This is a genomic window from Pseudoalteromonas sp. SWN29 (genome assembly GCF_015864465.1).
Taxonomy (GTDB): domain Bacteria; phylum Pseudomonadota; class Gammaproteobacteria; order Enterobacterales; family Alteromonadaceae; genus Pseudoalteromonas.
Genome location: NZ_JADYXE010000049.1, coordinates 1 through 13,047 on the forward strand (window position 1 = coordinate 1; position 13,047 = coordinate 13,047).

At 40.0% G+C, this 13,047-nt stretch carries 13 protein-coding genes and 1 pseudogene; 4 read left to right on the plus strand and 10 right to left on the minus strand.

Going from position 1 to position 13,047, the window contains the following annotated elements:
- Positions 1–61: 61 nt before the first annotated feature.
- A pseudogene (locus I6F53_RS16515) lies at positions 62–610 on the minus strand (LysR family transcriptional regulator); the annotation flags it as partial.
- 114 nt (positions 611–724) lie between these two features.
- Here I6F53_RS16515 and I6F53_RS16520 point away from each other — a divergent pair.
- Positions 725–1,225 carry a lactoylglutathione lyase family protein gene (locus I6F53_RS16520; protein WP_165739567.1) on the plus strand — a complete coding sequence of 167 codons (501 nt, stop codon included), beginning with the start codon at positions 725–727 and terminating at the stop codon, positions 1,223–1,225.
- Positions 1,226–1,449: 224 nt separating this feature from the next.
- On the opposite strand, the gene I6F53_RS16525 is transcribed toward I6F53_RS16520, so the two are convergent.
- Both I6F53_RS16525 and I6F53_RS16530 read right to left on the minus strand, forming a co-directional pair.
- Positions 1,450–1,830, minus strand: coding sequence for a hypothetical protein (locus I6F53_RS16525; RefSeq protein WP_010552898.1), 381 nt, complete (start codon positions 1,828–1,830; stop codon positions 1,450–1,452).
- 56 nt (positions 1,831–1,886) lie between these two features.
- Entirely contained in the window at positions 1,887–2,687 is an 801-nt protein-coding gene (locus tag I6F53_RS16530) for a TIR domain-containing protein (RefSeq protein ID WP_010552897.1), read from the minus strand.
- Positions 2,688–2,968: 281 nt separating this feature from the next.
- Between I6F53_RS16530 and I6F53_RS16535 the strand changes: the two genes are divergently transcribed.
- Positions 2,969–3,901 (plus strand): ChaN family lipoprotein, encoded by a 933-nt coding sequence (locus I6F53_RS16535; RefSeq protein WP_197240374.1) that lies wholly within the window; start codon positions 2,969–2,971, stop codon positions 3,899–3,901.
- Positions 3,902–3,967: 66 nt separating this feature from the next.
- Here the strand turns inward: I6F53_RS16535 and I6F53_RS16540 are convergent, their stop codons facing one another.
- The 4 genes from I6F53_RS16540 to I6F53_RS16555 are packed head-to-tail and all read right to left on the minus strand — an operon-like array spanning position 3,968 to position 7,327.
- The gene (locus tag I6F53_RS16540) at positions 3,968–4,687 is read right to left on the minus strand and encodes a HugZ family pyridoxamine 5'-phosphate oxidase (protein ID WP_197240376.1); all 720 of its coding nucleotides are present in this window, start codon (positions 4,685–4,687) and stop codon (positions 3,968–3,970) included.
- The gene (locus I6F53_RS16545; protein ID WP_166377507.1) at positions 4,684–5,472 is read right to left on the minus strand and encodes a heme ABC transporter ATP-binding protein; all 789 of its coding nucleotides are present in this window, start codon (positions 5,470–5,472) and stop codon (positions 4,684–4,686) included. Before I6F53_RS16545 ends, I6F53_RS16540 begins: the two co-directional genes overlap by 4 nt.
- Positions 5,469–6,521: a FecCD family ABC transporter permease gene (locus tag I6F53_RS16550; RefSeq protein ID WP_197240378.1), complete on the minus strand. Its 1,053-nt coding sequence runs from the start codon at positions 6,519–6,521 to the stop codon at positions 5,469–5,471. Before I6F53_RS16550 ends, I6F53_RS16545 begins: the two co-directional genes overlap by 4 nt.
- Entirely contained in the window at positions 6,518–7,327 is an 810-nt protein-coding gene (locus I6F53_RS16555; protein ID WP_197240379.1) for a heme/hemin ABC transporter substrate-binding protein, read from the minus strand. Before I6F53_RS16555 ends, I6F53_RS16550 begins: the two co-directional genes overlap by 4 nt.
- Before the next feature lie 139 nt (positions 7,328–7,466).
- Between I6F53_RS16555 and I6F53_RS16560 the strand changes: the two genes are divergently transcribed.
- A complete protein-coding gene (locus I6F53_RS16560) occupies positions 7,467–9,548 on the plus strand; it encodes a TonB-dependent hemoglobin/transferrin/lactoferrin family receptor (RefSeq protein ID WP_197240380.1) in 2,082 nt (693 codons plus the stop codon).
- Positions 9,549–9,729: 181 nt separating this feature from the next.
- Here the strand turns inward: I6F53_RS16560 and I6F53_RS20665 are convergent, their stop codons facing one another.
- Both I6F53_RS20665 and I6F53_RS20670 read right to left on the minus strand, forming a co-directional pair.
- Positions 9,730–10,140 carry a hypothetical protein gene (locus I6F53_RS20665; RefSeq protein ID WP_231616619.1) on the minus strand — a complete coding sequence of 137 codons (411 nt, stop codon included), beginning with the start codon at positions 10,138–10,140 and terminating at the stop codon, positions 9,730–9,732.
- Positions 10,137–10,409: a hypothetical protein gene (locus I6F53_RS20670; RefSeq protein ID WP_231616620.1), complete on the minus strand. Its 273-nt coding sequence runs from the start codon at positions 10,407–10,409 to the stop codon at positions 10,137–10,139. Before I6F53_RS20670 ends, I6F53_RS20665 begins: the two co-directional genes overlap by 4 nt.
- A gap of 108 nt (positions 10,410–10,517) precedes the next feature.
- Here I6F53_RS20670 and I6F53_RS16570 point away from each other — a divergent pair, with 108 nt between their 5' ends.
- On the plus strand, positions 10,518–11,393 hold the full coding sequence (locus tag I6F53_RS16570) for a LysR family transcriptional regulator (protein ID WP_197240381.1): 876 nt from the start codon (positions 10,518–10,520) through the stop codon (positions 11,391–11,393).
- A 50-nt stretch (positions 11,394–11,443) separates the two neighbouring features.
- Here I6F53_RS16570 and I6F53_RS16575 read toward each other — a convergent pair whose 3' ends face one another.
- Positions 11,444–12,967: a sensor domain-containing diguanylate cyclase gene (locus I6F53_RS16575; protein ID WP_197240382.1), complete on the minus strand. Its 1,524-nt coding sequence runs from the start codon at positions 12,965–12,967 to the stop codon at positions 11,444–11,446.
- Positions 12,968–13,047 lie beyond the last annotated feature (80 nt).

Consider the following 13,047-nt stretch of genomic DNA (forward strand, 5'->3'; position numbering starts at 1 on the left):
GCCCAAAAGTAGGACCGTTCGAATTTCAAAAACTCGGTACACCATTAAGTCAAAACATGCTTAACTGAATGGTGTTATCCCATGTTGGGTTTTTAATATTTGCGGGGGTAACTAATAATAATGCTTCTTTACCTATTTTGTGGCTGGTAATTTCGCTAAGCGTAGGTGCTTGAGTTAAAAAGCCTATGTCGGCGTTATGGTTAGCCACGGCTTGCTCTACACTTGTATTTGGTGCAAATCGATAATCAATATTTAGCTCAGCATGCTTAGCCTGTAGCGCTAATAATTGGTTGTAAAACTGCAGCCCGCAACTACCAGGCGATTGTATTTTTACCAAGCCGCTGTAAGGCGAATCATCTTTTAATTGCTGCTCTAAAAATTGCCATTCTTTTAATAATTGGCCGCCTTGTTGATATAAGTTTTGCCCGCGCACGGTAAGGGTAAATTGTTTGCCGTAGCGCTCTAATAGCGCGCAGTTAACTTGCTGCTCTAGCTTTTTAATATGCTGACTTACGCCAGACTGGGTCATATAAAGGCGCTCAGCTGTTTGGGTAAAATGATTTACCTCAACCAAAGTGCAAAACGTATTTAACCATGTTGGATTTATCATTACAAAACGCACTCAAAATGATGATTAATGATAATTTTACTTAATGGTGGTCGATTCGTAAACTAACTCCATCAACTAGTCACAAGATAAGTCACAAGTTAAAGAGGAAGCATTATGAGTCATACATATCCACGTAGTTTTTCGCACATTGGTATTTCGGTTCCCGACGTTGAAAAAGCAGTCGAGTTTTACACTAAGGTTATGGGTTGGTACACCATAATGGAACCCACTTTAATTACCGAAGACAAAAGTCCCATTGGCGAAATGTGCACAGAAGTATTTGGCGAAAAGTGGGAAAAATTCAAAATAGCGCACCTATCTACAGGGGATCGTATTGGTGTCGAAATTTTCGAATTTAAAAACCAAGAAAACCCAAAAGACAATTTTGAATACTGGAAAACAGGCATCTTTCATTTTTGTGTTCAAGACCCTGATGTAGAAGGTTTAGCTGAACGTATTGTAGAAGCTGGCGGTAAAAAACGTATGCAAGCCCCTCGTTATTACTACCCGGATGAAAAGCCGTACCGCATGATCTACATGGAAGACCCGTTTGGTAATATCCTTGAAATTTACAGCCACAGCTACGAGCTTATTTACAGCGCAGGCGCTTACTAAATAGCACTTAGCTAAAAACAAAGACCGCAGTATTTATTACTGCGGCCTTTTTGTTTCAGTTATAGAGTTTTAAATACACTTCACCGTCTTCTTATTCTCTATAACTTGTTTTTGCTTAGCTTGTGCTGCATGTTTTGCCCTGAGTTGAAAATATTATCAACTTCCAGAAAGCACTACCAATCGAACTGTGTTCCAGTGAATTTATGAACGACATAATGTATTTGTCAGGAACTTTTGCTCTTATCCACAAACAGGCTACATGTCAGTACCGCTGAGATTAAAAAACAAAACATTACGCTTAATGTAAATAATATAAAGTTTTCATTTTTTGATATAGCTGCTCCTTTAAGGAGTATTTCACCGCTATTAAGTGCATCTACTCCTACATAGATCATCAACGGAATTACAAAAAATGCATTGCTGAGCTTAATAAGTAAGTCCTTTGATGAAAGACTTACTAATTGAGAAGCATTATGCTCTTCCTCGTCTCTATTTAATAGTTCGGCTTTTAATAGCTCAAAGCGTTCAGGGTACAAAGCCCTATCAATAGACGTGATAGCTTCTTGCAATTCAGTAATAGAATATTCTGAATAATTTGGTTCCATCTATTAAACCTTCTCCAGTGCCTAGCGCCTGTGTAAGCGTTAGTCTTTGATACTTATTAGAAAAATGATTTTAAAGTGTAGCCACATTGAACTAACTCTTTTGCTACTTGGTTTTTCCATGCACCAGGATCATCAATAGTGACATATAAAACACCACTTATATCATTTGGAGTTTCAAGAGCCCCTTTAACTAAAGGGCAGACATTTTCTCGACCAAGCTTCGCAATAAGGTAACCATGTTCAAACACTACATTTTGTCGTGCTCTATTTTTTGGAGGGTTTGGCTCTGTTATAGCTCTCCCTAAATCACATGGAGTATATAAAACAAGAGCAAAATCAGCATCATTTGAATAATGTTCAATTTTTTCAATAATTGTCATTCCTGCGTTAGCTTGCTCATGCAGGATAATAGCTTCTAAACCAAGTTGCTCGACAAAGCGACTTACTTCTTGTTTTACTTCGTTGTTATGTCCATGAACAATAAACACTTTCCGTTTGTTACGAGGAACTTCTTTAGCTGGAGGCACTGGTGTATTTGTAGTAGTTGGCATTACTCCCTGAGTTGGTTCCCCGAACTCTAATTGATCTAATATTGGTGTGAACTCACCAGATAAATACGTACGTCTTTCGGCGTAACTACTAAATTTTGGCTGAATAAACCCCCAAAATGAATCTAAATTACGGTGCTGTCGTAACCACTGAGGAAGCATTGGTGCAAGATTAGAATTACTCAGCAATTCAGAGCGTAATGCTTCAAATTCACCTGAGTCAGATGCAAGTCCAGTTGCTCTTGCAGTGAGCAAATTCAAAAGGTAGCTAACCTTATCGAAATCCGTTTCTAAAAATTCAATACTCAATTAGATCTCCTATAATTCAATCTAGAACTTAAAAGCACAACAATTTTGCGTATATTCCTGCGGTTGTCACGCTCATTTTCTACTTTACACAGTTTTAACAAATTACCTAAGATATTGCTATCAAAAGCTATTTAATATTTACAAGCAAAGTTAAGGCATATAAATGCGCGTTTCGCTCATTTCCTTGATTATGTAAGTAAGCAGCAGTTTGGCTGGCTTAATAGGTATTACAAGTATATGATATTGATAATTATTTGCATTAAAGTGTTTTAAAGGTGTGTATGAAAAAGTCTATGTTAACTCTGGCGTTAGTTACGGGTTTGAGTGGTTGTAGTACAACAGCTACGGAGCCTGATAAAAGCTCATCGCTTTATTACTCAGCACTTTATAATGCACAGGCAAAGCCTGTTAGCTCTGTATTATTAGAGCCCAAGTTATTAAATGCCGATGTGGTTTTAGTGGGTGAATTGCATACACATCCGGGCGTGCATTTATTTCAGACTGAGTTATTTGAGCAATTAAGCAAAAGTAATAAACGCACTGCGCTGTCGCTTGAGCAATTTAGCCGCGCGGATCAGCCTATTTTAAACCAGTATGTTAAAGGTGAAATTGGTGAGCAGTACTTAATTGATAACACCCAAGCATGGCCTAATTACAAAAGCGATTATCGGGCGCTGGTAGAGCTGGCAAAAACGAACAATAGCGATGTAATCGCTGCAAATGCGCCTAAAAATATTGTTACGTGTGTTGGCAGGCAAGGCATAAGTTACCTAAATAAACTTGATGAAACACAGCAGAGCTATATTGCGAGCACTATTGATACGTCCCCCAGTGAATATAAACAACGCTTTATGGCGTCAATGCACCACGGCTCGCCCAGTCAAAACGAAAACTATTTTTCAGCACAAGTTACATGGGATGAAACCATGGGGGAGTCTATTGTTAACTATATAACAGCACATAAAAATACGCAGGTAATGCATATTGCGGGCGATTTTCATGTGAAAAATGGCGAAGGTATAGCGCGTGTTATTAAACGTTTAGCGCCAGAGTTAAATGTTGTCTGGATATCGCCGGTAACAAATGTACAAGCTAATCAAACAGGATATCAGTTGCAGGTTAACCCTTTGCCACCCCGTTACATACAAAAAGAACATCAACAAGCGGCTTTTAAAGCGTTAGGCGAGCGAGGCGAGCAAACAGCTTGCTTATAAAATAACGACATAGTTAGTAAACCTCTTAACCAGAGCTCAGGTTAACTATGTCGTCATGTATTTAGTTTAGTTACTTCGAGCTTGGTTAGTTAACGTAACCAGCGCTTTGCGAACCTCTATCGGGCTGTTGCACTGGGTTTTAAAGTTAATAAAGTAGTTACGCTTTTGGCTTTGTATATAAAAGCCAGTGGGTAGTAGGCCGCTCATTATTGGGGTGTTATCGGCTACGTTATAGTGCTGCATTAATATGAGTGACATAGCATCTTGATGGTCGTCGTTCATATGGCTTATCATGCTTTGCTGCTGGCTTTCGTCCCAGTTTTTTATTTCGTCTTGCCATTCGTTTTGCTCAAGCCAAAATATTTTGCCAAAGCCACCAATGTAACGTACACGTATTACGTCTAATTGCCATAATTGAAAGTCGTGTGCATTGCGATAGCTAGCGGCTTCTGGGTATAAGGCAATATAGTTATTAAGTAAAGTGTGTGCTTGCTCGCTTGGCACAATAGAGCCATCGCCTACAAGCGTTACTCGCCCGTGCTCGTTTTGGTCGCCGTAGTCGGCGGCGTCAAATATAGTAAGGCTCATACGAGAGTCGTGCTTTAGGTTTTTAGTGTGCTGGGCTATATCGCTAATAAAAAAGTATAGTCGGCCTTGTTCGTCGCACATATAGGGGGTTACCGAGCCAAACGGGTAGCCACGTAAATTATTAGAAATAGTCGACATGACACCGGCATTGGTTTTGTAAACCAAGGTGCGTGCATCGTTTAATGCTTGCTCTCTCATAAAAACTCCTGACGTTGGGAAAAAACCATGGGTGCATCGTTATAAGGATGAGGATTTACGTGCAGTTTCATGGCGTACATTTGTTGTAAGTTTTGTTCAGTTAAAACGGTGTTTATAGGCCCACTTTGCAGCACTTTTTTGTTGTGCAATAAAATAGCGTCGGTTGCATAAAGGCTGGCTAAATTTAGATCGTGTATTGCAATAATGGCGCTGTTGCCCTGCTCTACAAAGGTTTTAACGCAGCTGAGCAGTGCATGTTGGTGGCGCATATCAAGTGCTGATGTAGGCTCGTCGAGCAGCATTAGTTTTGGCTCTGCCGATTGTGTAAAGGCATTAAGCTGCGCTAAAGTACGCGCCATATGAACACGTTGTTGCTCTCCGCCCGAAAGCGCACTTACGCGGCGAGTTAAGTAATGGCTTAAATCCATAATAGCGGCGTATTTATGTACTTTTTCGCTTTGCATTTTTAATGACTCTACATACGGGTAGCGGCCCATTGCAATAAGCTCAAATACAGTAAAATCAAACCCTACGTGGTTTGCTTGCATCATGACTGCGCGTTGTGTTGCAAGGCGTTTTTTAGCGTGTGAGGCTAAAGGCTTTGTATTAAAAAGTACACTGCCTGTAAAGGAATGCATTCCTGCTAAGGTATGCAGTAAGGTTGATTTACCCGCGCCATTTTCACCAAGTAGTGCGACAAGCTGCCCTGCTTTAGCACTGCCACTAATGGTGTTTAAAACGTTATGATTATCAAAGCCAACGCTTAAATTATTAAACGTGATCATGACCAACCTCGCTTATTTTTAACGATTAAGTAAATAAACAATGGCGCGCCCAATAGCGCGGTAATAATGCCAATGGGTAGCTCTGCTGGCATTATTACAATGCGTGCTAGCCAGTCTGAAAGTAGCAATACCACTATGCCAATTAGCATACAAAGCGGCAGCATATTACGTAAATGCGGCCCCACCATTAAGCGAGCAATATGCGGGACTACCAAGCCAACAAACCCTATTAAACCGGTAAGCGCTACAACCGCACCTACTCCTAATGCAACGAGTATAATTACATATAATTTAAGTTTATTGGTGTCTACTCCTAGGTACTGAGCTTGTGACTCGCCAATAAGGAGTAAGTTCATTGGTTCTTTTAATCGCCAAAGGCCAATAAGGCTAATAAGCAGTAACGGCGCCGCTTGAATAATCGTGCTCCAGCTTGCCCCGCCTAATGAGCCCATGGTCCAGTAATTTATTAATCGCAATGCACTGTCGTCGGCAAAAAAGCTCAATAACCCAATAATCGCAAATGCTAACGCGTTAATAGCAACCCCGACTAATATAAGTGTGGTGATATTAATTTGCCCTTGCTGCTTGGCAATAAAATATACCAGCGAGGTAACGCCAAGCGCCCCTATAAACGACGCATAAGGTAAATACAACTGAGCGTTAAAATTAAACTGCGCGCTAAGTGCAATAAAGGCCACTGCAACCATAGCCGCACCTGCACTAATGCCAATAATGGATGGGTCGGCTAATGGATTACGACACAGCGCTTGAGTTGCCGCCCCTGTTTGGGCAAGTATTAGCCCTACTAATACAGCAAGTACAAAACGTGGTAAGCGTATTTGCATTACTACGTTAATTTGCAGGGCATCAAACTGGTTAAAGTACTCGGGTGCAAGCCAAGCAATGGCTAAACGCCAGTCCCATCCTGCAGGGCCGTACCCTATGCTAAGTAGCGCCAAAGCAAAAATACACACAGAGGCTAATAGCATCCATTTATGGGTTGGGCTAAGTGTTATGGGCGTAAAGCTGCTCAATGTTAGGGTGTTCATAATTGGGTTTTATACTCGTTAAGCTCATTAATTGCTGTGGCAATACGCGGCGACATGCCAAGCGAAAGTAGGCTATCCATTACAAGTAAGTTACAGCTTTGCGCGGCTTTTAATAAACGTAGTGTAGGTTGCTTACAAAAGGCTTGTTTACCACCAAGGCTTTGCACAACATGCTTTGGCGCAACTAAAAAGTCGGGCTGATTTACAGCAAGTACTTCACTGTTAATAGCTTTAAAGCCAGTATGCGTAGCGGCTATATTAGTAATACCTGCATAGCTAAATAATAAATTAGGGACGGTTTCTTGCCCTGCGGCAACAAGCCCGCGCTCATTAGCTGAGAGTAAAAATAGCGCACTGTGTGTTTGCTCTTTTGCTTTTTCAGGTAATGAGTTTGTAATGTGCGTAATAAGTGATTGCGCTTTTTGCTTAGCGTTTAAATCGTCACCAAGGCGTTTAATTAGCGCAAGTAGCTCATTAACAGAAGTAGGCTTTTTATAATGAATTAGCTTAACCCCTGTTGCCTCAATTTGTTTAAGCGCTTGGCTTCGCCCTGCGCCTTCAAGTGCTAATAAGGTGGTTGGGCGCATAGAAAGTACGCCTTCTGCCGCTAAATCGCGGTAATAACCCACCTGCGGTAATTGCGTAGCTTGTTGCGGGTACATGCTAGATTGATCAACCGCGACAAGGGTATTTTGCTTGCCTAGCGCATAAATTATTTCTGTAAGGGTGCCGCCAGCACTAATAACACGCTCTTGTGCAAGTGCAGGTTGAGCGACTAAAGCAAACAATATAAATAGGTATTTCATTACACACTCCGGTTTTATTTTTCGGCTATTATAACTAGTTAAATCTAAATGAAAATGATTATCATAATTAATTGATCTTAATTTGACTTAGTTGTAACATCCCCGCTATAAATAATAACTATTATCATTTGGAGTTGAAATGAATCCCTCTGCATTTAAATTTACTGCTATAGCAACCTTACTACTTGGCTCGGGCACTGCATTTGCCGAAAACATAATTGACGATCATATTGTTGTTAGTGGCTCGCGCTTTGAACAAAAGCTTAAAGATGTAACAGTCTCAGTTACTGTTATTACCGAGCAAGACATAGAGCGTCAGCTAGCTGTAGATTTACAAACCATGTTTAAATACGATCCAAGCATTGCAACCACTGGTAGTGGTGCAGGCGCGCAAACACTCACCGTACGCGGTGTTGGTGGTAACCGTGTTGTATTTATAAAAGATGGCCGACGTACCAACGATGGCTATGCAGGCGGAGGGGGTTATTTAGTTGGCCGTAATTACTTTGATGTAGCAGGCGTAAAACAAGTAGAAGTAGCCAAAGGTGCTGCATCGTCTTTATATGGCTCTGATGCACTCGGTGGCATTGTGGTTATAACCACTAAAGATCCAAGCGATTACTTAAAAGATAACAGCAGCTTTGTAAAAATGGCGCTAGGGTATCAAGGCCAAAGCAACCAAATTGCCGCTGATATTACCGCTGCAAAAGACTTAGGCGACTTTGCAGTAAGCGCGGTTTATAGCCACCGCGATAGCGAAGAAGTACAAAACTATGACGAAAACCTACCCGGCTACGATGCAAAGTCGGATGCTTTATTAGTTAAATTTGAGCAACAGCTTGATGAAAAACGCACACTTAAATATACCCTCGATTACTTTAACCAAACAATTGAGCAAGTAATAACTCCCGCCGTTCAAGAAACCGAAGAAGACGACACTAGTTGGTCACTGGCGCTAGATTATCATTCAGAGGTAGCAACAGCCGCGTTCGATAAGTGGTATGGGCAAGTGTCTTATAGTAGTTACGAGCAGCAAAGCGATCAAATTAGTGGCGCAAGCACCTACACCGATTATAACGACTATCGTTTTGAGCAAAATATTTTAGGTTTAAAAGCAGTATTTAATAAAGGACTTAAAGGAGAAACGACCGATCACGAAGTGGTATACGGGATTGATATCGATTTATACGACACCACTCGCCCACGTTTAAAAACGCGTATTTTAGCTGATGGCACGGTTGATTTTACAGACCAAAAACAAAAAGCGTTTCCGGGTGCCGATACCTCTTTAATTGGCGCTTATGTACAAGACAGTATTTCGTTTAATAACAGTGCGTGGTCGGTTATTGCAGGCGTGCGATATGATTACTACACCTTAGAGGCTAAAAATGATGAACTATATGCCGATGCGCAGCTTGATGATATTACCGAATCTGCTTTTTCGCCTAAGCTAGGTGTTATATATCAAGTGGATGATAACTTGTCGTGGTATGGGCAATACGTACGAGGTTTTAAAATACCACCACACGACCAAGCTTATCAAAGCCACGGTGTAGAGCCGTTTTATCAAATATTACCGAACGCCGATTTAGACCCAGAAAGCAGCGACTCATTTGAGCTTGGGCTTAGGTACGCAAGCAGCGATATTAGCGTAAATGTAAGTGCTTTTTATGCAGCATTCGATGACTTTATTGAAACTGCAGTGGTGGGTGTTGAGCCAACGTATATTCCTGGCGTAAACAAAACGCTGTATCAGTATCAAAATATTAGCGAAACACAAATAAGCGGTGTAGAAGCAGGGATTGCCGTGTATGTTGCTGAAAATATTCTGCTTGAGGCAAACGTGGCCTACGTTGATGGTGAAAACAAAGAAACCGATCAGCCACTTACCAGCATTAGCCCGTTAAACGGCTCAGTATTGTTAAGTACAGAACTCGGTAATATTAACTGGACCGCTGCATGGCGTTTAGCTAAATCGCAATCGGATGTAGTACTTGATACAAACGGCGATAAAACCACACAAGGGCATGGCTACGGCATTGTTGATTTATATGCAAACTACGAGTGGCAAGCATGGCAGCTTAATGTAGGCGTACTTAACTTACTCGATAAAGAATATGTGCCTTTTGAGCTAATTGCAGGCCAGTCGCAAAGTGCTGATTTTAGCCAATACAGCCAACCTGGGCGTAACTTTTCAGCAAGAGTAAGCTACCAGTTTTAATTAGGGCTAAACAAATGGCAACAAACGCTGCATGGGAATGCAGCGTTTACTTGTCACATATTTACTCAAGTTAAATTACTTAATGGCAAGTATGTTTAAGCAAATTTGTACACACTTAATGCGAAGTAACACTTTATAAAACCAGTGCTTTTAAAGCTAAAAAGCGCTGGCTATTTATAAATTAATTAACCGATAAATCTTTTGTTTCTAGATAGCTTGGTACGCTTTTAAAACATGCCTCTAGCTTACTTTTAAGCGCTGTATTAATTGTAGTATTACACTTTAACTCCCCATTATATTCACCTTTAGTCAGTGGCACTAAGCTTAACGAGTCATAACTTGGTTTACTTTGTATTTTATGAATTATCAAGCCTTGCTGCTCTGTAAGCTTTACTAACGAAAATGCATTTTTTTGTGCTTTATCTGTCGTGACCTTCTCAACATATAACGGGTTTTTAAAGGTTAGTGTGGCATTAAAAAGCACTTTGCCACCGCGTTCAAAATGGCTGTTAAATACGGTTATGTTTAAGGTGGGTGCCTTCTTATTTATTAATAAGTTTAGGTCAAACTTGGCTGGTAAAATGGTGATCAACCTTTGCTCGTTTGCTGCTTTTTTAAAACACTTTTGATTTTTTTTAGGTTGGTGTTATTTGTAGTTACTTCATACACTATTTGGTAGTCGTGTGGAGGGGCGTATAAAGGCAGGTGGCTGGCAAGTATTTTATCGCCAGCTAAGATAAGTGCCATACCATGAAACCCAACGTAGCTGTGGGCTTTGTGTGTGCTTTGTGAATTGTGTTGATGTGTGTTTGCAAGTACCGAGCTCGAAAATAAAATAAAAAATAACAGTATGTTTTTCATGTTAATACCCAAAAAATAAATATGGCGATACTATAAGCTGATTTTTATGTATAAATAATCGATAATAAGTTATCAGTTGTTTCCTTTTAATCAATACGGTTTGGCGCTATGCATTTAGATGATATTGAAAAAGTAATTCATATGGCGGGTTCGCAAAACCTGCATACAACCGCTAAGCATTTTAATATTACCCCAGGGGCGCTTTCTAAAACTCTAAAAAAGGTTGAGGCAAACTTAGCCACAGAGCTGTTTAATCGTGTGGGAAAAACCTTAGTACTTAATGATAAAGGCAAAGAGTTTGTTAAGCATAGCAGCGATTTAGTTCATAATTACCAGCAGCTTACCAGCCGTTTTAAAAGCGATAATCATAAATTTAATGCAGTTATTGCAGGTCCTGCAATTTTACTTAAAAGTGGTTTAAAGAGGCTGCTTACACCACTTAGCAACCTGCCTTGCTCGGTACGTATTAATAATGTGTTTGAAGGTGAAGCCATAAGCCAAGTAGCATCAGGGGCGGCGCATATTGCGCTAGTTACTCGCGAGGCATTAAATAACAGCTCACATACTAATTTAGTTGCGGTTGATGTATTTAATACTGGATTTAGTGTGGCTGCGGCCGCTGCGCATCAGCTAGTACAAAAAGGTTTATTAACGCTCAATAAAAACCAACTACTTCATGGGGCTTTTGCTTGCCCATTATTTTCGCCGCTGTGCGGCCTAGAGCAAGGTATTGGCTCCGACGGTTGGGAAGATGAAATTGCCCCGCGCAATATTGTATTTAGATGTAGCGATTACAGTGCATTAATAGAGGTGGTACAAAGTGGCTTGGCGTTGGCGTATTTACCTAACTTTGTTATTGACGATTTAGGGTTTACAAAATTAACTGTAAAGGGGGTTAACAGTCACTACAGTGAGGATATTGTAATGATTTATAAGCCATCAAAAGCAGATGGCTGGCTTAATAAACTCATGTATTCTCTGTAAAGTATTTATCAATTTAAGGTAATACAGAGTATTACTTAACTAAGCTGTGGTTAGCTAATTTCGGCCACTACGCATTGGTTACGGCCATGCTCTTTAGCATGGTATAGCGCTGTATCGGCACATTTATATACTTGGGCAATATCAGCACTATGATCAGGCCAAGTTGCAATACCTATAGAAATAGTGATGTTGCCAATAGTGTCCATCTCTGTTGATTCTACTGTTTTACGTAAGCGCTCTGCAATTTTAAAAGCGCTTTGGCTGTCTTCATTAGGTAAGACAAGGACAAACTCTTCACCGCCGATTCTCGATACTATGTCGTCTTTTCTGGATAGCTTTTTAATTATATTGGTTAGCGAAACTAAAGTTTCGTCACCCTTGTCATGCCCAAAAGTATCGTTAACACGTTTAAAAAAGTCGATATCAATTTCTAATATAGCGAACGGGGTTTGCTTTAGCATAAGCTGGTTAAGTAAGCCGTTTAAGCTTCTTCTGTTATGCGTATCTGTTAAGGGATCTGTTTGTGAGTCATGGCGTAACACACCAATTTTAGCTTGTAATAAAGTTACTTCTCTTAACATTGCTAATTTTAGTTTTTGACTTTCGAAATACCACGACTTCACATTTTTAAGCTTTTCTAAACTTTTTGGATCGTCGAGTGTATTTGCGTTATCGGCTAAGCGTTTTAGTGGCCTTGCTATAAAGTGTGCAAATAAACCAATAAAAATAAACGTGACTAATGCCATTGGTATTGTTTGTTTAACCACTTCAATAGTTAATGTATCAAGAGAGGAGAGCGTTGATTTTAATGATCTTTGCGCCACTATTCCCCAATTAGCTAAAGTAACGGGTGCATAGCCTGCGAGCATTGGTTTATTTAGGCTATTAATAACGGTTGAAGTACCCATTTCGCCATTTGTAACCGCGTCAATTACACGATTATTAGTAACAACGTTACCTATTCTTGACGGTTCTGGATGATATAAAATACGCTTATTTGAGCTAACAACAAAAAGGTATGAGCCACCCTTATAGTAATGCTGCTCTAGAAGCTCATTTAAAATATTTTTCTCTTTTAAATAAAGAGAGCCTCCAATATACCCTAAATACTTACCTTCAAAATCAAACAACGGGTGCGATATGAAAACAATTAAATTATCGGCTGCCGATAAATAAGGCTCACTAATTAATGGGCGTTTTTCTTTTAACGCTTCTATTGCACCAGGGGATTGTATTTTTTGGCCTATTATACTTTTTAAACGAGGTGACGTAGCAGCAACTACGCCATGTAAATTAATCACAACAGAGTTAAAACTATCAGTTTGCTGATTTAAACGAATAGCTTCATCGTTTAATAATTTGGAGTTATTTGGTGATTGTTCAATAATTTTAGCTGAGTATTCAAGCTGCTGAAGCGCAGACTTTAAAAAGTTATCAGTAGCAGAGGCTAGTTTTTGAGCATAGGCTAAATTACTTTTTAGCGTATATGATGTTAACTGCTCTTTTTGAACCTGATAGGTAGAATAAAAACTCCCTACCAATGTGCTCAGTGCTGCAGAGAGTGCGAGTAGCAATATAAGAAATCTTAAGTTTAAAGCAGGTAATAATTTATATAGCAAAGCTTGCATCCCAAAGCACAATATTCAGCGCGTAT

Coding starts and splice junctions, on each gene's coding strand:
- I6F53_RS16520 (WP_165739567.1), top strand. CDS start 725: ATGAGTCATACATATCCACGTAGTTTTTCGCACATTGGTATTTCGGTT.
- I6F53_RS16525 (WP_010552898.1), bottom strand. CDS start 1,830: ATGGAACCAAATTATTCAGAATATTCTATTACTGAATTGCAAGAAGCT.
- I6F53_RS16535 (WP_197240374.1), top strand. CDS start 2,969: ATGAAAAAGTCTATGTTAACTCTGGCGTTAGTTACGGGTTTGAGTGGT.
- I6F53_RS16540 (WP_197240376.1), bottom strand. CDS start 4,687: ATGAGAGAGCAAGCATTAAACGATGCACGCACCTTGGTTTACAAAACC.
- I6F53_RS16545 (WP_166377507.1), bottom strand. CDS start 5,472: ATGATCACGTTTAATAATTTAAGCGTTGGCTTTGATAATCATAACGTT.
- I6F53_RS16550 (WP_197240378.1), bottom strand. CDS start 6,521: ATGAACACCCTAACATTGAGCAGCTTTACGCCCATAACACTTAGCCCA.
- I6F53_RS16555 (WP_197240379.1), bottom strand. CDS start 7,327: ATGAAATACCTATTTATATTGTTTGCTTTAGTCGCTCAACCTGCACTT.
- I6F53_RS16560 (WP_197240380.1), top strand. CDS start 7,467: ATGAATCCCTCTGCATTTAAATTTACTGCTATAGCAACCTTACTACTT.
- I6F53_RS20670 (WP_231616620.1), bottom strand. CDS start 10,409: ATGAAAAACATACTGTTATTTTTTATTTTATTTTCGAGCTCGGTACTT.
- I6F53_RS16570 (WP_197240381.1), top strand. CDS start 10,518: ATGCATTTAGATGATATTGAAAAAGTAATTCATATGGCGGGTTCGCAA.